The sequence below is a fragment of the Cellulomonas iranensis NBRC 101100 = JCM 18110 genome, assembly GCF_001552375.1.
Taxonomy (GTDB): Bacteria; Actinomycetota; Actinomycetes; order Actinomycetales; family Cellulomonadaceae; genus Cellulomonas; species Cellulomonas iranensis.
Window position 1 is genome coordinate 19,449 of the sequence record NZ_BCRB01000007.1, and the last position, 22,358, is coordinate 41,806.

Genomic DNA, 22,358 nt, shown 5'->3' on the forward strand with positions numbered 1-22,358 from the left:
AACTCAGCGCTCGTGACCAAGCCCGAGACCGAACTTTATCCCCGCGGTGCGGGGCGTCCGAGTGCTCGCGCCGACAGGACGTCGCCGGCCCCCACTTCACCCCGCGTTCCACCGTCGGGGCCTCCCGCCGCTGCTTGACTGTCGCCCATGTCGGCCACCCGTATCCCGTACCCGACCGCCCGCCCGGTGTACACGGCCGCGGCACGCTGGCGCGACGAGTGCCTCGTCGACGACCGGTCCCTGTTCAGCGGCGGTCCGGGCTCGACCTTGGACCAGGCCGCGGAGCTGGTGCGGGACTTCGTCGAGCGCCCGGACACCGGCAGCGGGTCGTTCGTCTCCAAGCTGTCGACCCAGCTGGCGACGTCGTCCCGCGGCGCGGTGCAGCTCGCCGCCGAGCTGATGTTCGTCCATCTGCTGATCGCTCGCTCCGACGTGATCGGCGGCAGCAAGAAGCGTGCGATCGTCGGCGAGATCCTCGGCTTCGCCGACGGGACCACCCCGCCGCCGAGCGAGCTGGCCCAGGCGTTGGACGCCGGGCTCGTGCGCACGGGCACCGCCTACGGCACGTACCGCTGGAAGCTCTTCGGCTTCCTGGTCGAGGTCGTGGCGATGGTCAAGAGTCTCCCCCTCGACGAGCGCCGCGCACTCCTCGACGACCCTCACCGGTTCAGCGCCGCGCTGGGGAACCTCGACCTCACCCAGGGCGCCGGGATCCAGCGCGCCGCACTAGAGCACCTACTCTTCCCCGACACCTTCCCACCCGTCGTCGGCACCAGCGGTCGCAGCCGGATCGTCGCCACGTGGCCCGACCTCGCCGGGCCGGCGGACCTGCCGCAGTCGGTCCGGCTCGGCAACGTCTACCGCGGTCTCGCCGAGCGCGCGGGAGCACCCGATCGGTTCGTGAACCTCTGGCGCGCGCCGCACTACTGGGAGTGGGACTCACCGCCCTCCCCGGCGTGGACGCGCGCGGGACGCTGGCTCGAGTGGACGTCTGAGCGCATCGACCTCGAGGCCGACGAGCGCGCCTACAAGACGGAGGCGACGCAGCGCCTCGTCGCCGTGCGGGACCTGGTCGAACGCGACGACCCGTCGTGGGCCGCCGACCTGGCCAAGGCCTTCCGCGGGACGAACCTCGTCAACTACCGCGCCTACGACGAGCTGCTGGCGTGGGTCCAGGCCGACCAGACCGCAGCCCGCCGGGCGTTGCTCGCCCTGTGGACCGACCCCAGCGCCGCAGCGCTCGACGACTTCCGGCGAGCGCTGCCGAGCGACGTCCTGGCGGAGCAAGGGTCACGCCTCAGCGTGTCGTCCATGCTCCGGATGGTCCACGGTGCGGACGTCCAGCCGCCGTGGCGGTCACGCTACGTCGGCCGCTTCGCCAACATCGTCGCGTACCGGCGCAGCGAGCCGACCGCACCGGACAGCGAGGTCTACGACGGCTTCCTGGCGCTCCTCGACCTCGTCCTCGACCTCATGCACCGACGCGGCACCCCGCTGCGCGACCGGCTCGACGCGCAGGGTCTGATCTGGACCGCCGTCGACGCCGCCGAGGTGCCCGGGAGCACGCCGGCCGAGCTCGACGCGCTGCTCGCGTGGCGCAAGGGCAAGCACGTCGACCCGCCGTCAGCCCCGACCGCGCCTGACGGCCCCGAGACGACCGACCCCACGGCCACTGACGCTCCCGTGACGGACGAGAGCCTGGCGGACCTCGCACACCGGCTCCACCTCGACGAGTCATTCCTCCAGACCGTCGACGAGCTGCTCCAGGACCGCAACCAGGTGATCTTCACCGGCAGCCCCGGCACGGGGAAGACGTACGTCGCGCGCGAGTACGCCCAGTGGCTCGCGGGCAGCCCCGACCGCTGCCAGATCGTCCAGCTGCACCCGTCCTACGGCTACGAGGAGTTCGTCGAGGGCTACCGCCCGCAGCAGGACGGGTACGTGCTGCGCGAGGGTCCGCTCAAGACGATCGCACGCGCCGCCGCAGCCGACCCCGCGCACAGCTACGTCCTCGTGGTGGACGAGCTGAATCGCGGCAACGCCGCCCGTGTGTTCGGCGAGCTGTACCTGCTGCTCGAGTACCGCGGCGACGACGCCCGGCTCATGTACTCGGACGAACCCTTCCACCTGCCGGCCAACCTGTACCTGATCGGCACCATGAACAGCGCCGACCGGTCGATCGCCCTCCTCGACTCCGCCCTGCGGCGACGCTTCTCGTTCGTCGAGTTCGACCCGCAGCAGCCGCCGTTGTCCGAGGTCCTGCCGACGTTCCTCGCGACCCACGCGCCCACGCTCGCCTGGGTCGCCGACGTCCTGCGCGAGGCCAACCGCCTCATCGACGACCCCGCCGCCTCGATCGGCCCCAGCCACTTCCTCCGGAAGGACCTCACCGCCGCGCACGTCGAGCGGATCTGGACCTTCGACGTGCTGCCCACGCTGCGCGAGCATCTGTGGGGACGGACGGCCCTGCTCGACTCCCTGACGCTCGACGCGCTGCGAGGCACGGGGGCACCCACGGCGGCGGCAGATGTCGACGACGCTGACGCTGACTGAGTGGCGCACGACCCGCGGCCTGGCCCTCACCCCCGCGCAGGTCCGGCTGCTCCAGCAGACCTTCCGGGCAAAGGTCGAGGCCGAGTCCTGGACGCCGGACGGCACCGTGCGGTGGTCGGTGACTCCGACGAGCATCGTCGGTGCGGCCTCTGCGGACGGCGCCGACGTCGTCGTCCGACCGAAGACGCCGGTCGGCAACGTGCTCTTCCTGCTCGGGGTGGCCGCCGGCCGCAAGGCTGACACCGTCCTCGACGACGTCGTCCAGCTCGCGCAGGCGCCCGACCTCACCACCGCGGTGGCGGCACTGTTCGCCCGCGTCACCGAGCGGGTGCTCCAGGACGGCGTGCTGCGCGGATACCGACCGGTGTCAGAGACACGTCACACCGTCCGCGGACGGGTCGACGTCGCCGAGCAGCTGCGCCGACGCCCCGGACGAGGGGCGCCCGTCGCCGTCCGGTACGACGAGCACGACGAGGACGTCCTCGAGAACCGCCTCCTGCTCACCGCAGCCCGCGCACTGACCCGTCTCCGGCCGCACCCCGACGTCCGGCGCAGCCTTCACCGCATCGTCGCGGCACTCGACGACGTCACGCCGCTGCGCATCGACGGGCCGGTGCCCGACGTCGCCTGGACGCGTCTGAACGTCCGCTACCAGCCCGCCGTCGACCTCGCCCGCCTCGTGCTCAGCGGGTCCGGCCTCGACCTGGCGCTCGGCGACACCGCAGCCGTGGGCCTCGCGGTCGACATGAACTCCGTCTTCGAGCGGTTCGTCTGCAGCGCGCTCGCAGACGTCCTGTCGGGGCGCGGCGGTCGACCGGCCCCGCAGGACACCACGTGGCGCCTCGACGAACGTGGCACGGTCCACCTCCGACCGGACCTCGTCGTGTACGACGCCCGCGGGGTGCCGTCAGTCGTTCTCGACACCAAGTACAAGGTCACCGACGGCACGTCCGTCCCTTCGTCGGACATCTACCAGATGCTCGCGTACTGCACGGCGCTCGGGCTGGACCGCGGCCACCTCGTCTACGCCCGCGCCGAGGGCGTCCCCGCGCTCGTGGTACGGCATGGCGGGCCGACCATCGTGGTGCACTCGATCGACCTCTCGACGCCACCGCGCGAGCTGCTTCAGCAGGTCCGCGACCTCGGCTCACGCATGGCGTGACACGGCCGGCAGCTCACGAGCCCAGCGCCGCGTACGGCACGAACTCCACCGCCCGCTGGACCCGGTGCCGCAGCAGCGACGGGGCCATCCGGCGCTCAGCGTCGAGCGGGACCACCCGCACGCGCTCGTCGTCGGACCCGAGCGTGAAGACGCCGTCGCCGTCGTCCTCGACACCCGAGACCACGCACGCACCGCGCGGCACGTCGACCAGGAGCGATCCGTCCTCGACGAAGTCCTTCACCACCCCGACGAGTACCCGCGCGCCCCGCACGGCGACGAAGCCGTCGCGCGCACCGACCGAGCGGAGCGCGGCACGTGCGACGTCGATGCCGCCGACGTCGGACATGCGCGGGATCGCGACGCCCGCGAGCAGCAGCAGCGCACCGTCGTCGAGACGCCAGCGCAGCTCCTGGAGGAGTCGCTCGCGCTGCTCGTCACGAAGGCCCAGGAGGTCGGCGGGCTCCGGCACGGGCGGCTCGACGGTCGGGATCGCGGTCGCGACCGCCTCGGCGAGCTGACGCGCGAGCTCGCGGACGGTGCGCTTGGTGCGCGGGTTGAACCCCTTGCCGGGTGCGGCGTCGATGCGTCGGAGCCGCTGCTGCAGCACGGCGATCTGCTCGGCTGCGCGCTGCCGCCACTCGTCGGTCCGCTCGGCGGCGTCGGCGGCGATCTGCGCGGCGTACACCGGCGAGGACGCCGTCACCGCGGACGCACGCAGCAGCTCGTAGCCCAGCCAGCAGTCGGCGGCGGCGTGCAGGTTCACGACGTCACGGGCGATCTGTCCCGCCTCCTGCTGCAGCGCATCCTGCCTGCTGGCGGCCTTGCCGCGCCCGAGCCCGTCGACCCGCTGCGCGAGCAGCCGCACGGTGCTGCGGCAGTACGCCTCGAGCGCGTGCCCGTCGCCGCGCAGCTCGTCGATCATCGTCGGCGGGACGTGACCGAGCTCCAGCGCCCACCGCGACTCGCGGATCACACGGTCGATTCGTGTCTCGATCTCCGCCGACCGGATCTCGCGCGTCTCACCGAGCAGCACCTCGACGCGCGCGGCGACATGCTCGACCGCCTGCTGGATGCGGATCAACTGCAGCTGGATCGCCGCCAGCGCGATGCTCGTGCCCATCGTGGCCGCCATCGCCGCCATCGACGTGCCGGCGCCCACGGCCGTGAAGGCCGCGTTGGCGACGATCTGACCGTTCTGGCCGACGAGCGTGCCGAGGGCCCAGCCGCCCGAGGTCATCAGTCGGGCCCCGGCGTGCAGCTGCGCGAGGGTGTGCGGGGCGAGCTGCACCACCCCGTGCAGCTGCGCGATCCCCTGCACACCGGACCCGAGGGCCGAGGCGGCGGCGCCCGTCATGCCCACGGCCGCAGGCCCCTGCCCCGCCGGCTCGGACGCGTGTGGTTGCGCCAGCGCCGCCACCACCGCACGCGCACGCTCGATGTCCGCGGCGAAGACGGCCACACGTCCCCCGTCGTCGAGCGGGACCAGCGTCACGTCGGACCGCTGCAGCTCGTCGCCCACCTGGCGCCTCCTTCGGCGCGACGACCGTTCGGACCGATGGCCCCCGCCAGACGGACGTCGACAGCGGGATCGTGCCACGCACGCGCCCGCAGCGTCCGGGACCTGCGGGTGATCCTGAGGGCGCGGCGGTCACGGCGCGTCAGACGCTTCGACGGCCCCTCACCCCACCCCCGCCCGGTCCACCAGCACCGCGAGCTGCACCCGGCTCCCGACGCCGACCTTGTCCATCGCCCGGGCGAGGTGCGTCTTCACGGTCGCCTCCGACACGAACACGCGCCGCGCGATCTCGGCGTTCGACAGTCCTTCCGCGACGGCGTGCGCGATCTCGAGCTCGCGCTCGGTGAGGGTCCGCACCTTCTCCCGGGCGTCGCGCCGCCCGGACGCGGCGGGGTCGGCGCTGACCTGCGTCATCACGGTGCGCGCGGCCCGCGCGGAGAGCCAGCCGTCCCCGGCGGCGACGGCTCGGACGGCGGCGACGATGTCCTCGGGTGAGGAGTCCTTGGCGAGGAAGCCCGCGGCACCGGCGTGCACGGCGTCGAGGATCGCGCTCTCGGTGTCGAACGACGTCATGGCGACGACGCCGGGCGGGTCGGGCAGCGCGGCGAGGGCCGCGGTCGCGCGGATGCCGTCGACGCGGGGCATGCGCAGGTCCATGAGGACGACGTCGGGGTGGTGCGCGTGCACCGCCGTGACGGCCTCGTCACCGTCGGCGGCCTCGGCGACGACCTCGACGTCGTCGGGTCGCAGGATGGTGCGCAGCAGGCGCCGCACCATCGGGTCGTCGTCCACCACGAGCACCCGGATCATGCGGCGACCGTACCGACCCCGGCGGACACGGTGGGCCGGTCCGCGGGACGGTCAGGCGCCGGCCGCCCACGGCAGGTGCGCCCGCACGACGTACTCGCCGCGCTCGACGCCGGCGGTCAGCCGCCCGCCGAGCGCCTGCGCGCGTTCGCTCATGCCGACGAGTCCCGCGCCCGCCGACGGCGGCACGCGCCCCGCGTCGGCGGGTGCGAGCGCGTTGCGCACGGTGACGTCGACGCCGTCGCCGGGCCGTGCCCGCAGGTCCACGTGCACGCGCGCGCCGGGGGCGTGCTTCATCGCGTTGGTCAGCGCCTCCTGCACGACGCGGTACACGGCACGGGTGAGCGCGGGTGGCGCGGCGTCGCCGCCGTCGACGAACACGGTAGCCCCGATGTCGACACCGGCGCCCCGCGCGTCGTCGAGCAGGACCGGCAGGTCGGCGAGCCGCGGCGCGGGCCCGGCGTACTGCTCGGCGAGCGTGTCCCCGGCAGTGCGCAGGGTCGTGATGAGGGACCGCATCTCCTCGAGCGCGCGGTGCGCCGACGACCGCATCGACCGGGCGGCCTCGGGCACGTCGATGCCGGGGTCGTCGGCGGTGACCTCCAAGGCAGCGGCGTGCAGCGAGACGAGCGACAGGTGGTGCGCGACGGTGTCGTGCATCTCGCGCGCGATGAGCTCGCGCTCGTCCTGCCGCGTGAGCTCGGTGCGCAGGTGGTCGGCCTGCGTGCGCAGCTGCGCCGAGCGTCGCGCCTCGTCGGCCGCGACCTCGCGGGCCGCACGCGCGGCGGCACCGGACCGGCGCACGAGCCCGGCCGCGACCGCGAGGCCGAGCGCGACGACGCCGAACGCGACGTACCCACCCGCCGGCAGGTAGGACCGCCGACCCGTGGCCTCGTCGACCACGGACCACATGACGTCGGCACCGTCGCGCGCCCGGTCCCGGGCGAGGGACGCGACGACGGCCGCCCCCGTCGCCACCGTGCACCCCACCGCCGTGCGCGTGCGCTCCGACGCGAGCACCCACGGCAGCGCGAGCAGCGCCGCGCACCCGCTGACGGGCAGCACCACGGCGACCCCCGCGGCCGCGAGGCAGATCGCCACCGCGTGCTGGCGCCGCCACACGAGGGCCACCGCCGCGGCGACGGCCGCCACCATGCCGAGGACCGACAACAGGTACCGCAGGCCGGAGATGCCGTGCACGCCGCCGGCGAACGCCGCGTCCACCATCCCGAAGAACAGCGCGACCACGACCGCGACCACCGTCCCCGCGTGCGCGAGCGCGGTCCGCCACCAGGGCGCCCCACCACGGGGCGTCGTCCGGGTCACGGGGGCGTCGGCCATGGTCCGGAGCGTAGAGGCCCGCACCGACGACGACGTCGGCCGAACGGCTCGACGACGCGCCCGCTCGTCATCCGTCCGGCTGCGCACGTCGAGCCCGTCGGGCGACCCGCGCGCCACCCCTGCGGCCGAAGGATCGGTGCCGACCGACAGCACCCACCCGAGGAGCCCCGTGATGAGCCAGCCCGTCCCCGACCCGAGCCCCGCCGCGCAGCCCCGCCGGTCGTGGTTCGCGCGGCACAAGATCCTGACGACGCTCGGCGCCGTGGTCGTCGTGGTGGCCGTGGCGAGCGCGCTGGGCGGTGGTGGCGACGACGCTCCGCCGGCATCGTCCGCCGCGTCGGCCCCCGCCGGTGACGCTCCGGCGGACGAGAGCCCGGCGAGCACCGCCGCGGGCATCGGGACACCGGTCCGCGACGGCAAGTTCGAGTTCACGGTCACCGGGGTCGAGCCGGGCGTGACGCGCGTCGGCGACGACGTGTTCGGCCAGGACGCGCAGGGGCTGTTCCTGCTGGTCCACGTCGCCGTGACCAACATCGGGGACGAGGCGCAGTACTTCGACGGCAGCAGCCAGAAGCTCACGGACACGCAGGGCCGCACGCACTCCGCCGACACGGGCGCCGCGATCTACCTGGGCGACGCGCAGTCGTTCCTCAACCAGATCAACCCGGGCAACAGCGTGCAGGGCACGGTCGTGTTCGACGTCCCGGCGGACGCCGCTCCCGCGACCGTCGAGCTGCACGACTCGCCGTTCTCGGGCGGTGTCGAGGTCACGCTGGGCTGAGCGGCGACGAGCGGGAGGGCGCGTCGGCCGCGGCGGCGCCCTCCCGCCGCTGGGGTGTCACGACGTCGGATCCGGCAGTCCCGGCACCACGACGTACCCCTCGCCCACCGTCCCCAGCACGACCATCCGCTCGCGCTGCGTCCCCCACAGGCACGCGAGGTACGCGCACACGATCGCGTCGACCTCGTCCTCGACCCGCTCCAGCGCGGCGGCCCGCGCGGCACCGCCGACCTCGGCGCGGATGGATGCCCAGCGCGCGTCGTCACCGAGCCCGAGCGCGTCGCCCATGACGTCCTCGACGTGGTCGAGCAGCTGCGCCCACGCGGTCTGCCGCACCTGGAGCGGCCGCCCTTGCTTGGCCTTGTACGGCAGCACGCGCGGCAGCCCGAACAGCACGACCATCGCCGGGTGCGGGTACACCTCGATCGCCACCGACACCCCGGGCGCGGGCCGGACGTCGGGGTCGACGCACCAGCCGTGCCGCTGCGCGAGCGTCTCGGCGCGCGGCGGGTCCATGTGCGGACGGCCCCGGTTCGACGGGTGCGCACCGGCGTGGAACCTCCCGAAGTGCCGCGTCACCAGCGCCTCCCCCAGCCGCCGCCCCGTGAGGTTCGGCACGACGAGCGGCGCGTCGACCGCGACGACGACGTCCCGTCCCGACGTGTGCCGGTCGAGGACCGCGTCGATCTCGTCGTCCGTGCGCACGGACGACGAGTGCACCAGCCGCCCGGCGCCGTCGAGCACCGCGACGCCCGTGCGGGCCGTACGTCCCCACGCGAGGTCGAGCCCGACGTACCTGCGCGGCTCGTCGCGCACGGTTCCTGCTCTGCTCACCGGGTCAGTGAACACCGCCGCGCCGACACGAGCCCGGGCGGGTAGGGGCCGTCCACAGATCGGCTGAACCCTCACCGCCGCACCCTCGCGAACCGGTACCTTCCCGGCATGCGGATGCAGGGGCGAACGACGCGCGCGGCGGTGGTGACGGGGATGGTCGTGCTCGTGGCCGGTGGGTGCACGGGGTCACCGGAACCGGGGCCCGCGACGTCTGCGACCACAGACACGACGTTCTCGCCGACCGCGACGCCATCAAGTTCACCAACACTGGACGCGATGATGCCGCCTGAGCGGCCAGCCGAGATGTCGGACCAGAGTGCCACCGGGGCGTCCGCCGCCGCCTCCTACTTCTTCGCGCTGTACCCCTACGTCTTTGCGAGCGGCGACCTGACGGAGTGGTCGGCGCTGTCGTCGGAGACGTGCGAGTACTGCCAGAACGTCAGGAGGAGCGTCGAAGACCAGACAGCACGCGGAGTCGTGGGAGAAGGCGCCGAGATCACGATCGAGTCCGCTGAAGGCATCGAAGTGGCACCCGGGGAGACGTATGCGGCCGATCTCGTCGTCGTTCAGGCACCGTCATTCGAAGTGACGAAGGACGGGGAACGAGTCCCCGACGGCGACGGAGGGCGGTTCCAGATTCACGTTGCCCTCGGGTGGGAGTCGGGTTGGGTCGTCCGAGCGATCGACGCGGCCCGTGCGTAGTGCAGGGCTCCACAGGCTCGGGCCAGCTCTGCTCGTCGCGGCCGTTCTCGCGGCCAGCACCTCCCCTGCCGCACGGGCTGACGACCTCGACGCTGCGGTCTCCGACGACCAGAAGGCCTACCTGATCACCGTCGGCGCCGTTGAGCGTCGGGCAGAGCAGAACGCCGCGATTCCTCTCGAGCAGCGGCTCGTGGACTACCAGCGCGCCCCGAACTGCCAGAACCCCGACGGCACCTGGATCCGCGGCTCGGGCGACGGCACCTGCCCCCACGGCGAGGGCACCCCCAACGCACCCGTCCTGTGCGCCGGCCCCGGCCAGAGCGTCGTGTGGCCCATGTGGCGACGCGAACGCACCACCCCCGCCACACCCTGGGGCCCCTGGACCCGCCTGGACTTCGGCGGCTGCAGCACCGACCTGCTGCCCACCCTCACCGAAGCCGACTTCCGCCGCCTGCCCCTGCCCGCACCCACCCTCACCCTGCAACCCGACCGCGGCTGGGTCCTGATCAACATCGCCACCATCGTCACCACCGACCCCGACCCCGTCACCCTGCGCACCGACCTGCTCGGCCACGGCATCACCGTCGAAGCCACCCCCACCACCTGGACCTACGACTTCGGCGACGGCCACACCCTGACCACACGAAGCCCCGGGCACCCCTACCCCCACCACGACGTCTTCCACGAGTACGAACACCCCGGCACCACCACCATCACCCTCACCGCCACCTGGACCGGCCGCTACCTCATCGACGGCACCACCACCTGGCACACCATCAACGGCACCGCCACCACAACCACCACCAGCACCCCCCTCACCATCGAAGAACTCACCTCCCGCCTCGTCGCCACCCACTGCAACACCCAGCCCAAGCCCGCCGACTGCTGAGCCCTGACGCCCCACGGACGCACGGCGGCGCTCGCCGTGCCCGTGTGCGCGGGCAGCGCCCACCTCTGTGACGCATCGCGTGCGGGTGCCCGTGCGGCTCCGGCGCGAACCGCGCGTGTCTCCGTTGCGCCAGGTGGCGGGATCGCACCCCTTCCGCCTCACAGGCACCGAGCCGTCCACACCGTCGACGCGCATCACCGTCGTCCACAGATGCCCCGCATCCCGTCCACGGCCCGGCCCGGCACCGCGAGGATCGGGACATGCCGAGACTTCCCCTCCGCGCCCGGCGGACCGCCGCCGCAGCCGCCCTGCTCACCGCGCTCATGACCACGTTGCTCGCCTGCACCGCCCCATCCCCGTCGCCCACCGGCAACTCACCTTCCCGGGCCCGGGCGGCCGAGTCGACGACACCGCCCACGACCGCCGCGCCGAGCGCCGCCGCGACCCCGACATCCGTCGCGGTCAGCGAGGAGCCGGACGTGCAGGCAGCCGTCGCAGCCGGCGCCGAGTTCTTCGACGTGTTCGCGACGGCCCTCAACGACGGTGACAGCACCGCCCTGCGCCGTTGGGCGGGGCCGGGCTGCGGCTGGTGCGAGAGCATCGCGCAGCAGGTCGACGCCGAGCTGCAGACCGACGGCTCCACGGGGGCGGAGGCTGCGGCGATGGTCCGTCACAGGTTCGACGCCGTCACCACACGTGGCGGGCGCGAAGCGCCGGGTGAGTACGTCGTCGAGGTCGGCGCGGACCACGTCGTCACCACGACCTGGGAGGAGGCTCCGGAGATGTGGCAGATCCACATCGGGGAGCCCGAGCGCCTCGTCCTGGCGCTGGCGCTCACCCCGCGCGACGACGGCTGGCAGGTCGATGGCGTACGTGTCGTCGAGGGTGGTTGAGGCACGAGGCCGCGGCGTCGTCGCGTACCTGACCCACGGGCTGCTGAGCGGATCCCGCAGACCCGGCTCAACCGGACGCCCCGAGGCGCCGATGCAGCGGCATGCCTGCCGACCGCGCACCCTCGGACCGGCACCCCGCGTTCGCCGAACACGCACCTTCGGACCGGCGCCCCGCGTTCGGCGACCGCACCCCGCCGACGGCGCGGCACCCGCGGACGGCCCCGACACGGCGCCCACGCCCCCGACGACGACGCTCGGTCAACCCCACCCGCGGCCTCACCGCGCTGGCGACCGTGCTCGTCGTCGCGTGGATCGGCCTCGGACGCCCCAACACCGTGGACGCTCTGACGGCTGCGCTCCCCTGGCAGCAGGTCACCACCACGACCACGGCACCGCCAGCACAAGCACCGGCGTCGGCACCGGCGGCGGCACCCGTCGACACGACCGACCTGACCACCCCACCCGCGGACGTCGAGGGGCCGTTCCGCGTGGTCCGCGTCGTCGACGGCGACACGTTGATCGTCGCCAAGCCCGACCGCGAGACGCGGGTGCGGCTCATCGGCATCGACACCCCGGAGTCCGTCGCACCCGACCGGCCCGTCGAGTGCTTCGGGCCCGAGGCGTCGGCGCGCACCACCGAGCTGCTGGCCGGGCAGACCGTCACGCTGCGCGGCGACCCGACGCAGGACGGGGTCGACCAGTACGGGCGCGAGCTCGACTACGTGTGGCTGCCTGACGGCCGGCTGCTCAACCACGTGCTGGTCGCCGAGGGGTACGCGGTCGAGCACACCTACGCCGCGCCGTACGCGTACCAGCAGCACCTGCGCGCCGCGCAGCAGCAGGCGCAGGACGCCGGCGCGGGTCTGTGGTCAGCGACCACCTGCGGCGGCGTCACCGGCTGACGGCAGCGGCCCCGGCTCCGCGCCCGACCTACCCGCCGCACTCGGCCCACCCACCGCACCCACAGCACCCGCCCGACCCGTCACATCCGGCCCACCCGACCCCAGCAGCCGGTGCGCGAGCATCGTCGACCCGGCGATCGCGGCGGGCATCGTCGCGACCGCACCGCCGGGTACGAGGAAGCACAGCTGCGTCGCCGCGCCGAACCCGAGAGCGACCGTGCGCTGCGCACGCAGCAGCCGGTTGCGCTCGGCACGCGACAGGCCGCGGGCGACGAGCGCGCGCGACGTGAGCTCGTGGGCCAGCACCCAACCCGTGAGCAGGACGCCGGCGACCCACCCGGTCACCGTGCCGATCACGGGGACCAGGCCGAGAGCGCCGGCCAGCACCGCAACCACGAGCCCCCGCGCCATGAGGGCGAACCCGTCGACGGCGCCCCGCCAGAAGCCCGTGTCACCGTCGGGCACGGCACCCGTCTCGTCCTGCTCGACGGCTCGCCAAATGCGGTCGTAGAACGGCTCACCGACCGTCAGCGTCAACGCCGTGAACGTCACGACCACCAGCACGACGGCGGCAGCGAGCACCACGGCCTGCGCGACGAGCTCCGCCACGCGCTCCCAGAACGGGGTCCAGTCGTCGGCGAACGGCGTCAACCAGTCGCCGACGCGCCCCAGGTTCAGCACGAGCACGCCGATCGCGACGACCATCACGACGCCGACCAGCGCCGCGGGCACGAGCCCGAGCGCCATCGTCGACGTCCGTCGCCGCCAGAACCCCCACCCGCGCAGCAGCAGCCGGGCACCGTCGAGGAAGTCACTCATGGTGGCGGCAGCGTACGACGCCCCGGACGACGCGGCCCGACAGGGACGGAACGCGCCGCCCGCGCCCCCACCGGCCCCACCCACACGGTGACCCCGCCATCGGTCGCACGACGACCGACGCGAGCACCACCGATGACGGGGTCGCCGGACGCGGCACCGCTCGACGCCCTCCCCGTCGCACGCGGGACCGCTCGTCACCGTCATCCGTCGCGAGCCGGACCGTCCGAGACCGTCATCCGTCGCGCGGGTGCACCGCGACGAGCGACCGATGACGGGGTCGGTGAGGTCGCTCGTGCGGAGGCCGCGCCGGTGGCTCGTCAGCGCGGCCAGCTCCGTCAGGGGGTCGGGTCGTCGCCCGTCGGGTCGGACGGGTAGACCCGCCGGATGCCGGTGTCCTGCGTGTCTCCGGGCTCGGGGTCGCCGTCCGGGCCGTGCGCACCGGGCAGCGGCTGGTTCTCGGGGTCGTCCGTCTCGGGACGCTGGCTCGCCGGGTGGACGGTGTCCTCGCTCATGCCCCCACGCTCACGCCGCGGCCGGCGGCACGCCAGCCGACGGGACGAACCCGCCGGTGGCGAGCCAGCCCACCGGGTCCGCCCCCGCTGGACAGCCGACCGAGAATGCCCAGACGGACAATCGCCCAACAAAGCGTCGAACAATGAACGCCGCGAAACGCGGGTGAATTCGCACGGAAACGCCCGTCGGTCCTGGTGAGCGGAGCATCATGGCCCCACCGGTGCCGCGACGGCGCAGCACCGGGGACGCGGCGCAGCGCGTCGCGTCATCCGGCGATCCAGGGGGCGGATCCGCATGACCACATCGACGACCCGACTGCCAGACGACTTCGCACGACCTCGCGGCACGCGACGCGAGGGCGACACGTACCTCGGGGGCGACACCCGACCCGACGGGGACGCCCGACCCGCCGGCGACACGTGCCCCCGGGGCGACACCCGACCCGACAGCGACACCCGACCCGACACCCGGCCCGGAGAGCGCACCCGTCCCTACGACGGCGCACCGCTCGACCCGGGCGTGCGGCGCTGGCTCGAGGACGCGTACCGCGCGGACCTGGGCGCCGTGCGCGTCCGCACGGGTGCCCGGGCGGCGCGCGCCGCGACCGCCGCCGGCGGGGCCGCGGCCTCGCGCGGCACCGACGTCTTCCTGCCCGACACGCTCCGGCCGTTCACGCGCGCGTGGGAGCACGTGCTCGCGCACGAGGTCGCGCACACGCTGCAGGACCCGCACCGGCGGCGGGCGAACGACGAGCACGAGGCCGAGACGTGGGCGCGGCTCGCGCTCGCGGGCGGCCGGCTGCCGCACGACGCGACGGTGCGCACGCCGACCGGCCCGGGCAGCTCTCCGCACCCCACCCGGCGCCCCGCCCTGCGGGCCTTCAACGCGTGGGAGCACCGCCTGCTGGGCGACCTGGGGACGGACGCCCTGGTGACGGTCGCGACGCGGGGTCCGGGGTGGCGTGAGGTGGTGGAGCGGCAGGTGCGGTACCTGCTGCTGTGGCAGGGCGGCGCGCACACCGCGACGGCGGCGCAGATCGCGGCGGTGGATCCGTCGTTGACGGTGGTGACGCTGCGCAGCGGCCTGCTGGCGACGCTCGGCGAGCTGAACGCGGTGGGCGGGGACTTCGCGGCGGACCCGACGGCGATCGACGGGCTGCCGGACGGCACGACCGGTGGGTTCCTGCAGCAGGTGCGGCAGGAGAGCGCGAACCGGCTGCTGCACCTGCTGGGCGACGGTCACGTGGTGCAGTTCCAGGGGGCGATCGCACCGTACGCGGGCGACTCGACGCTCGAGCTGCTGAAGGAGTCGCGCGCGATCGACGAGTTCACGGCGGGTCTGGGGGTGGACCACTACTTCGGGCTGCTGGCGCGCAACGCGTGCCACTTCGCACCGTTCTCGTGGCACCGGTGGCGGGCGTTCCACGCGCAGGCGCGCGACCTCGCGGAGCAGGCGTTCGCGGCGGGCGACCCGGCGCGCAAGCACGACCTGAGCAACCGCGCGTGGGTCGCGCAGGCGTACGCGGACCACTTCGTGGAGGACTCGTTCGCGGCCGGCCACCTGACCAACAAGACGTTGATCATGCAGTGGTTCTCGCGGTGGGCGGCGGACCAGATCGTGCTGCCGGTGCCGGACTGGGACATGGTGCGCCGCGTGACGGCGGACCTGCAGCCGGCGCTGCGGGGCGCGGAGCTGTACGACGTGCTGGCGGACCTGACGTCGCACGACCCGCAGACCGTCGAGGAGCAGCCCGACTACCGGGCCCGGGTCGTCGCGAGCCGCGTCGCGCCGGCGGGCGTGCCGGTGGAGGTCGCGTACCGGCAGTACCTGTCGTTCCTCGACGCGGCCGTGGTGCAGCTGTCGTCGAACGTCGTGCACAACCACTACAACGAGGCGTCGTTGACGGTCACGAGCCTGGACGGCGGCCGGTTCCGCGTCTTCGGCGACGAGAAGCTGCTGGACTTCGGCGACGCGGTCGCGCACCCCTCGGCCGCCGTGCACCTGTCGCAGAGCGCGATCCGCGACCTGCTGGAGCGCGGCACCACCACGACCACGCCCGACGACGTGCTGCGCCGCCTGCCCACCGGCGTCGCGACCCCTGCCGGGGACCGCACGCTCGAGGCGTGGCACGACGACGCGCTGCGGCGCACGGTCGAGCGCGACATGTTCGACTCGCTGTGGTCGCGGCTCAAGGAGTTCGTCACGATCGTCAGCCCGCGCATGGGCCTGATCTCGCGCGACCAGCGCACGTCGGGCCTGGTGACGGCGTGGCAGACGAGCCTGCCGGGCAGCGGGTACACCGACGTGCAGCCGCTGTTCGACGGGACGCGCGCGTTCGCGGCGTCGAACGGTCACGTGTACCGGCTGGACCCGGGCGACGGGCACGTGCTCGCGCACAACTCGCTGCCGGGCCGCGGCAACCACGAGACGCGGATCGCGTCCGACGGGGCACGCGTGTACGCGGGCATCGACGGGTACGTCGTCGGCATGGAGGCCGACGGGCTGGGCACGCGGTGGCAGACGTCGCTGCCGGGCTCGGGGTACGCGGTGACGAGCGTGATGGTCGCGCAGGACGGCGCGGTGTACGCGGCGTCGAACGGGCACGTGTACCGCCTCGAACCGGGCACCGGGCACGTGCTGGCCCACAACCCGCTGCCGGGCCGCGGGCGCGAGGAGGTGCGCCTGACGCTCACGCGCGGCACGCTCGCGGCCGGCACCAACGGGTACGTCGTGGGCCTGGCGCCGGGCGACCTGGCGACGCGCTGGCAGACGAGCCTGCCCGGTGCGGGGTGGGACGTCGTCGACGTCGCGGGCGTGGAGGCGGGCGTGCTCGTCGGGTCCAACGGGCACGTGTACGTGCTGGACCCGGGTGACGGGCGCGTGCTGGCACACAACGGCCTGTCGGGGCTCGGGTACCACCGGGTCGACGTCGCGTCCGCGGGCGGGACGGCGTTCGTGGGGACGACGGGCCGTGCGCTCGGGCTCGCGCTCGACGGCCTGGCGCGGCGGTGGGACCGCGACCTGTCGATCGCGACGGGCAAGGTGGTGCGGGTGCTCGCGCAGAACGGCTGGGTGTTCGCGGCCGTCAACGGGTACCTGTACCAGCTCGACCCCGCGTCGGGGGCGGTGCTGTACACGAACGACCTGTCGGGCCGCGGGTTCCACGACGTGCAGCTCGCGTCCGACGGGGTCACCGTCTACTGCGGCATCGACGGGTACGTCGTCGGGGTGCGGCCCGACCCGCGCTGACGCGTCCGTCCCCGTCGTCGTGCGCGGCGGCGGGGACGGGCCCCGTCAGGCCGAGCCGACCCCGGCCCGTGCGCGGCGGCGCGCCGTCACGGCGTAGATCCCGACGACGACGGCCACGAGCCCGGCCGTCGCGGCGAGCTGCGCCCGCGCGGCGGCGTCGGTGAGCATGAGCACGACGACGCCCGCGAGCGCGGCGAGCGTCGCCCACGTGAGCCACGGGTACCCCCACATGCGCAGCGGCAGCCCCGCGGGGCCTGCGGCGGCGGCCAGGCGCGGGCGGAGCCGCAGCTGCGACACCACGACGAACACCCACACGACCAGCAGCGACGCGCCGACGGCGTTGAGCAGGATGCCGAGCAGCGCGTCGGGCAGCAGCCAGTTCAGCGCGACGGCGACGAGCCCGAGCGCGACCGACACGAGCACGGCGACCCACGGCACGTCGCGCCGCGACACGCGCCGCAGCACCGCGGGACCGTCGCCGCGGCCCGCGAGCGAGAACGCCATGCGCGACGTCGCGTAGATGTTCGCGTTGAACGCGGACAGCAGCGCGAGCACGACGACGACCTCCATGAGCCGCGCGGCGCCCGGCAGGCCCGCGAGGTCGAGGACGGCGACGAACGGCCCGTCGGCGAGCTGCGGCGCGTCCCACGGCAGCACGAGCACCATGACGGCGACGGAGCCGACGTAGAACGCGAGGATGCGCCACACGATGGAGCGCGTGGCGCGTGCGACGGCGCGCTGCGGGTCGGCGGCCTCGGCCGACGCGATGGTGACGATCTCGATGCCGCCGAACGCGAACAGCACGACGAGAAGCCCGGCCGCGACCCCCGCGACGCCGGTGGGCGCGAACCCGCCGTGGCCCAGCAGGTTCGACGTGCCGACGGGCGACGTGCCGGGCAGCACGCCGAGCACGAGCAGCACGCCGACCACGAGGAACCCGACGATCGCGGCGACCTTGAGCGCGGCGAACCAGAACTCGAACTCGCCGAACTGCCGCACGCCCGCGAGGTTGACCACGGCGAACACGGCGACGACGACGAGCGCGACGCCCCACTGCGGGACGTCGGGGAACCAGCCGGTGACGATGCGCGCGACGCCCGTGATCTCGGCGCCCAGCACCATGACGATCGTGAACCAGTAGACCCACCCGAGCGTGAACCCGGCCCACCGGCCGAGCGCCTGCTCGGCGTACACCGAGAACGAGCCGGACGCGGGCGACGCGGCGGCCATCTCGGCGAGCATCCGCATGATCATGACGACGAGCACGCCCGCGACGGCGTACGACACGAGCACGGCGGGCCCGGCGGTCGCGATGCCGACGCCGCTGCCGAGGAACAGCCCGGCGCCGATGGCCGAGCCGAGGCCCATCATCGTGAGGTGCCGCGTGCGCAGCCCGTGCCCGAGCGCGCGGTCGGCGGCGGCACCGGGGGCGGGGGCGTCCGCTGCGGCGGGTGCGTCCGCGGCGGCGGGGCCGGCGGCTGACGCGGCAGCGGGGTCGGTGCCGGGCACGCCGGTGCTGCCGGACGGGGAGGGGGTCATCGCGCGGGGCCTTCGGTGGTGCGGTCGGTGCGACCGGCCGGCCGCACCGGCGCCCACGGTAGCCCCGCGGTCAGCGCTCCGCGGCGCGCGCGACCGCCCGGGTCGCGGCGGCGAGCGTGCCCGCGAGCACCAGCAGCAGCGCGACGAACAGCAGCGGCCACCACACGGGGCGCGCCTGCGGCGTGAACCACTCGGCGGGCAGGCCGGAGTACCCCGCGTCGAGCGCGCGACGGGCTGCCAGCAGCGGGGCGGTGGCGTGCACGGCCCACGCGACGAGCACGACACCGGCAGACACGGCCGCCTGCCGCGCCGTCGTGAACGACAACCCGTGGCCCCGCAGGACCGCGCGCGCCACCGGCAGGGCGGTCAGCAGCAGCGCGGCGACGACGAGCCAGGACACCCACACGCCCACGCCGGCGAGCGCGGCCGTGAGGCCGTCGGGACGGTCGAGCCACAGGTCGACGGCATGGGGCCCGACCGGCTGCACGGGCGACGGGAACCCCTGCCGCGCCGGCGTGTCCCACGCGGAGGTCGGCATCGCGCCGGTGGGCCACACGGGCACGGCGACCATCCACCCCGCCGAGGACCGCACGAGCTCCCGGGCACGCATCGCCGCGACGACGACCGCCCCCAGCGCGCCGAACACCGTCCCGACCGCGACCACGGTCTCGACGACGAGGGCGGGCGGACGCCGGGCACCGGTCGGGGCGGGCAGGTCGAGGACGGCCACAGCAGCTCCTGACGTCAGAGGACGGTCCCGGCGTCATCGTCACCCGCCGCGTCAGTCATGACCGACGCACCGGCACCTCACCCGTCCGGGTCAGGCCTGACCGACACCCGTCACCCGTCCGCCGCCCCCTCCGCCGCCCCGCGTCGCCGACGGACAGGGGTACGGCACGACGGACACGCGCACGCGGCTGTCCGTCGTCCGTGGCACTGTCCGTCGGCGAGGGGCGAGCCGTCAGCGAGGGGTGCGGGCCTTCGGCGAGGGCGCTGTCCGTCGGCGGCCGGCCCGCGCGTCAGCGCAGCGCGGACGTCGCGGCGTCGAACTGCACCATCGCGGCGTCGGTGAGCGGCTCGGCGAACATCGCGTGGGCCACGTCGGTGCCGACGGTGACGGCCTCGAGGCCGTCGGCGGCGAGCTCGGGGACCACCGCGGCGTCGCGGACGCTCGCGACCAGCACGCCGGTGCCCGTGCCGGCGAGCGCGCGGGCCATGGTGCGCAGGTCGGCGCGGCCGTCGCGGCCGGCCTCGGTCATGCGGCCCAGGTACGGCGCGATGAGGCGCGCGCCGGCGGCGGCGGCCAGCACGGCCTGGTTGGGGTGGTAGACGACCGTGAGCAGCACGGGCACCCCGGCGGCCGACAGGCGCCGCGTCGCGACGAGCCCCGGCCCGGTGGCGGGCACCTTGACGACGAGCCGGTCGGACAGGTCGCGCAGCGCGTGGCCCTCGCGCTCGATCGCGTCGGCGTCGGCGGCCGTGGTCTGCACGAACACCTCGTCGGCCCCGGAGGCCAGCAGCCAGGACACGAGCGAGGGCACCTCGGACAGCCGCACGCCCGCGCGCTGCAGGATCAGCGGGTTGGTGGTGACGCCGCGGAACAGGCCCGTGGCCAGCAGGGGCGCCAGCGCGTCACGGTCGGCGCTGTCGAGGTACAGGTCCACGTCATTCCTCCACGCCCGCGGCGCGGGCGGTCTCGTCGGGCTGGGGCAGGTCGGCGAGCGCGGCGTACCGCGCGCGGACCTGCGGGTCGAGGGGGGTGCCGGGCTCGACGACGTCGACGACGCGGGGTGTCCACGCGTCGCGGACGTCGCGCACGTCGGCGCCCGCGAGCACGGCGGCGGCCTGCGCGGCGGCGCCGCGCGCGGTGGCCTCGGGCGCGTCGCGGGTCTCGACGGGGGTGCCGAGCGCGTCGGCGAGCACCTGCCGGTACGCGCGCGACCGCGCGCCGCCGCCGGTGACGACGACGGTCCCGTCGGCGGGTGCACCCGCGGCGCGGATCGCGTCGTGGCCGCGCACGAGGCCCAGCACGACGCCCTCGTAGGCGGCGAGCGCAAGCTCCTCGCGCGTGGTGTCGGAGCGCAGGCCGCCGAGCAGGCCGCGCGCGTGCGGGCGGCTGGGGCTGCGCTCGCCGTCCAGGTACGCGGCGAGCACGGCGCGGTCGGCGCGGCGCGGGGCCGCGAGCGCGAGGCGCGTGAGCTCGTCGTGGTCGACGCCCAGCAGGCGCGCGACCGTGTCGGTGACCTTGGCGCTGTTGAGCGTGCACACCAGCGGCAACCAGCCGCCGGTCGCGTCGGCGACGCCGTCGACCCAGCCGCTCGCGTCGTGCACGGGCTGCGCGGACGTCGTCATGACGACGCCGGACGTGCCGAGGCTGTAGAGCACCTGCCCGGGCCCGAGCCCGATGCCCAGGGCACCCGCGTGCTGGTCCCCCGCGCCGGCGCCGACCACGACGTCGGGCCGCAGGCCCAGCTCGGCGGCCGCGGGCGTGACGGCCCACCCGGCGGTGTGCGACGGGCCCAGCACCTCGGGCAGCACGTCGGCCCACGGCACGCCGGGGCGCACCCACCGGTCGAGGTGGTCGACGAGGTACCGCCCGGTGTGCGCGGCGTAGTACCCGGTGCCGGACGCCTCCGACCGGTCCGTGACGGCGCGGCCGGTGAGCCGGTACGTCAGCCAGTCGTGCGGCAGCAGCACGTGCGCCGCACGGTCCAGCAGGTCGGGCTCGTGCGCGGCGACCCACGCGAGCTTGGTGATCGTGAACGCCGCGGTCGGCACCGAGCCGACGGCGTCCGCCCACGCGGCCAGGCCGAGGTCGGCGACCATCGCGTCGGCCTGCGGGCTCGACGTCGTGTCGTTCCACAGCTTCACGGGCCGCAGCACGACGTCGTCGCGGTCGAGCAGCACGAGGCCGTGGCACTGCGCGGCGACGCTCACGGCGTCGACGTCGGACGCGCGCAGCCCGGCTGCGGCGAGCGCCACCGCGAGGGCCCCGGCGAACGCGTGCCACCAGTCGTTGGGGTGCTGCTCGCTGACCGGCGGCGACGTCGGCGGGTGCGGCGCCCTCCCCGCGCCGAGCAGGCGGCCGTCGGCGGCGTCGCGCAGCTCGACCGTGCAGGACTGCGTCGAGGAGTCGACGCCCGCGACGACCCCCATCAGACCCCCTGGACGCCGGGCACGGCGGGTGCGTCGGGCACGTGCTCGATCTTGCCGACGGCGCCGGCCGGGTGCGTGAACAGCACCTCGTCCCAGCCGTACCCGCGGCGCTGCATGAGGACGGCCGCGAGCGCGTCGCCCCACGCCGCGACCGCGAGGGTCGAGCCCATGGCGATGACGCCGCCCGGGTCGACCTCGGGGCCCGCGTCGACGACGACCGTGAGGTCCGCGACCTGCGCGAGCGTGGACGTGGGCGTCGCGGTGAGCGCGACCACCGGCACGCCGCGCTGCTGGACGCGCCGGGACAGGTCGTTGAGCTCGTCCGACTCGCCGCCGCGGGAGATCGTGATGAGCAGGTCGCCGTGCACCACGGACCCCATCGTGCCGTGCAGCGCGTCCATGCCCGGCAGGAACACGGCGGGCGTGCCGCACACCGACAGCAGGTGCGCCATGCGCCGCGCGACCGCGCCGGACGTGCCCGACCCGGTGACGAACACCTTGCCGGTGCAGCCGCCGACGAGGTCGACCGCCGCGACGAACGTGTCGTCGAGCTGGTCGGCGACCTCGGTGACCCCGCGGCCCTCGCGGCGCACGAGCTCGCGCGCGGCCTCCAGGGTCGTGGCCCGTCCGTCCATGGTGGTGCTCGCTTCCTCGTGGTGCTGGGTGGGGGTCGGGGCCGCGTCGACGGACGCAGCGGCGGGA

Annotated in this window: 19 protein-coding genes; 8 read left to right on the forward strand and 11 right to left on the reverse strand. The window is 74.8% G+C overall.

Annotated elements, in window-relative coordinates; translation table 11 throughout:
- Positions 1-147 precede the first annotated feature (147 nt).
- Together CS2_RS02165 and CS2_RS02170 are read left to right on the forward strand one after the other, a co-directional pair.
- A complete protein-coding gene (locus CS2_RS02165; protein ID WP_156441951.1) occupies positions 148-2,553 on the forward strand; it encodes an McrB family protein in 2,406 nt (801 codons plus the stop codon).
- Positions 2,528-3,715 carry an McrC family protein gene (locus tag CS2_RS02170; RefSeq protein WP_082739689.1) on the forward strand — a complete coding sequence of 396 codons (1,188 nt, stop codon included), beginning with the start codon at positions 2,528-2,530 and terminating at the stop codon, positions 3,713-3,715. The genes CS2_RS02165 and CS2_RS02170 overlap by 26 nt, the downstream gene beginning before the upstream one ends.
- A gap of 13 nt (positions 3,716-3,728) precedes the next feature.
- Here the strand turns inward: CS2_RS02170 and CS2_RS02175 are convergent, their stop codons facing one another.
- The 3 genes from CS2_RS02175 to CS2_RS02185 all read right to left on the reverse strand — a co-directional run bounded on the left by CS2_RS02175 (position 3,729) and on the right by CS2_RS02185 (position 7,379).
- Complete coding sequence (locus tag CS2_RS02175; RefSeq protein ID WP_070318705.1) at positions 3,729-5,234, reverse strand: hypothetical protein; 1,506 nt, start codon at positions 5,232-5,234, stop codon at positions 3,729-3,731.
- 159 nt (positions 5,235-5,393) lie between these two features.
- Entirely contained in the window at positions 5,394-6,041 is a 648-nt protein-coding gene (locus tag CS2_RS02180; protein ID WP_070318706.1) for a response regulator, read from the reverse strand.
- A 51-nt stretch (positions 6,042-6,092) separates the two neighbouring features.
- Positions 6,093-7,379 (reverse strand): sensor histidine kinase, encoded by a 1,287-nt coding sequence (locus CS2_RS02185; RefSeq protein WP_070318707.1) that lies wholly within the window; start codon positions 7,377-7,379, stop codon positions 6,093-6,095.
- 172 nt (positions 7,380-7,551) lie between these two features.
- On the opposite strand from CS2_RS02185, the gene CS2_RS02190 reads away from it, so the two are divergent.
- Positions 7,552-8,160: a DUF4352 domain-containing protein gene (locus tag CS2_RS02190; protein ID WP_070318708.1), complete on the forward strand. Its 609-nt coding sequence runs from the start codon at positions 7,552-7,554 to the stop codon at positions 8,158-8,160.
- Positions 8,161-8,217: 57 nt separating this feature from the next.
- On the opposite strand, the gene CS2_RS02195 is transcribed toward CS2_RS02190, so the two are convergent.
- Entirely contained in the window at positions 8,218-8,994 is a 777-nt protein-coding gene (locus tag CS2_RS02195; RefSeq protein ID WP_169798613.1) for a DUF429 domain-containing protein, read from the reverse strand.
- 108 nt (positions 8,995-9,102) lie between these two features.
- Between CS2_RS02195 and CS2_RS02200 the strand changes: the two genes are divergently transcribed.
- The 4 genes from CS2_RS02200 (at position 9,103) to CS2_RS02215 (ending at position 12,380) form a co-directional block, all read left to right on the forward strand.
- Positions 9,103-9,696, forward strand: a complete 594-nt coding sequence (locus tag CS2_RS02200; protein ID WP_156441952.1) for a DUF6318 family protein — start codon at positions 9,103-9,105, stop codon at positions 9,694-9,696.
- Positions 9,689-10,585 carry a hypothetical protein gene (locus CS2_RS02205; protein WP_156441953.1) on the forward strand — a complete coding sequence of 299 codons (897 nt, stop codon included), beginning with the start codon at positions 9,689-9,691 and terminating at the stop codon, positions 10,583-10,585. The genes CS2_RS02200 and CS2_RS02205 overlap by 8 nt, the downstream gene beginning before the upstream one ends.
- A 479-nt stretch (positions 10,586-11,064) precedes the next feature.
- Positions 11,065-11,478: a hypothetical protein gene (locus tag CS2_RS02210; protein ID WP_134851506.1), complete on the forward strand. Its 414-nt coding sequence runs from the start codon at positions 11,065-11,067 to the stop codon at positions 11,476-11,478.
- 293 nt (positions 11,479-11,771) lie between these two features.
- Positions 11,772-12,380, forward strand: a complete 609-nt coding sequence (locus CS2_RS02215; protein WP_167748875.1) for a thermonuclease family protein — start codon at positions 11,772-11,774, stop codon at positions 12,378-12,380.
- Here CS2_RS02215 and CS2_RS02220 read toward each other — a convergent pair.
- Both CS2_RS02220 and CS2_RS18705 read right to left on the reverse strand, forming a co-directional pair.
- Entirely contained in the window at positions 12,348-13,199 is an 852-nt protein-coding gene (locus CS2_RS02220; RefSeq protein ID WP_082739665.1) for an EI24 domain-containing protein, read from the reverse strand. The two genes, CS2_RS02215 and CS2_RS02220, sit on opposite strands and share 33 nt — an antisense overlap.
- A 335-nt stretch (positions 13,200-13,534) precedes the next feature.
- Positions 13,535-13,711, reverse strand: a complete 177-nt coding sequence (locus CS2_RS18705) for a hypothetical protein (RefSeq protein ID WP_156441954.1) — start codon at positions 13,709-13,711, stop codon at positions 13,535-13,537.
- A gap of 295 nt (positions 13,712-14,006) precedes the next feature.
- Here CS2_RS18705 and CS2_RS02225 point away from each other — a divergent pair, with 295 nt between their 5' ends.
- Entirely contained in the window at positions 14,007-16,961 is a 2,955-nt protein-coding gene (locus CS2_RS02225) for an eCIS core domain-containing protein (RefSeq protein ID WP_156441955.1), read from the forward strand.
- Between the two features lie 45 nt (positions 16,962-17,006).
- On the opposite strand, the gene CS2_RS02230 is transcribed toward CS2_RS02225, so the two are convergent.
- The 5 genes from CS2_RS02230 to CS2_RS02250 all read right to left on the reverse strand — a co-directional run bounded on the left by CS2_RS02230 (position 17,007) and on the right by CS2_RS02250 (position 22,291).
- Positions 17,007-18,500: an amino acid permease gene (locus CS2_RS02230; protein ID WP_082739667.1), complete on the reverse strand. Its 1,494-nt coding sequence runs from the start codon at positions 18,498-18,500 to the stop codon at positions 17,007-17,009.
- Between the two features lie 70 nt (positions 18,501-18,570).
- Complete coding sequence (locus CS2_RS02235) at positions 18,571-19,230, reverse strand: hypothetical protein (protein ID WP_070318714.1); 660 nt, start codon at positions 19,228-19,230, stop codon at positions 18,571-18,573.
- Between the two features lie 289 nt (positions 19,231-19,519).
- Positions 19,520-20,164 carry a transaldolase family protein gene (locus CS2_RS02240; protein WP_070318715.1) on the reverse strand — a complete coding sequence of 215 codons (645 nt, stop codon included), beginning with the start codon at positions 20,162-20,164 and terminating at the stop codon, positions 19,520-19,522.
- A 1-nt stretch (position 20,165) separates the two neighbouring features.
- Entirely contained in the window at positions 20,166-21,656 is a 1,491-nt protein-coding gene (xylB, locus tag CS2_RS02245; RefSeq protein WP_070318716.1) for a xylulokinase, read from the reverse strand.
- A complete protein-coding gene (locus CS2_RS02250; protein ID WP_062103239.1) occupies positions 21,656-22,291 on the reverse strand; it encodes a KpsF/GutQ family sugar-phosphate isomerase in 636 nt (211 codons plus the stop codon). Before CS2_RS02250 ends, xylB begins: the two co-directional genes overlap by 1 nt.
- Positions 22,292-22,358: the final 67 nt, after the last annotated feature.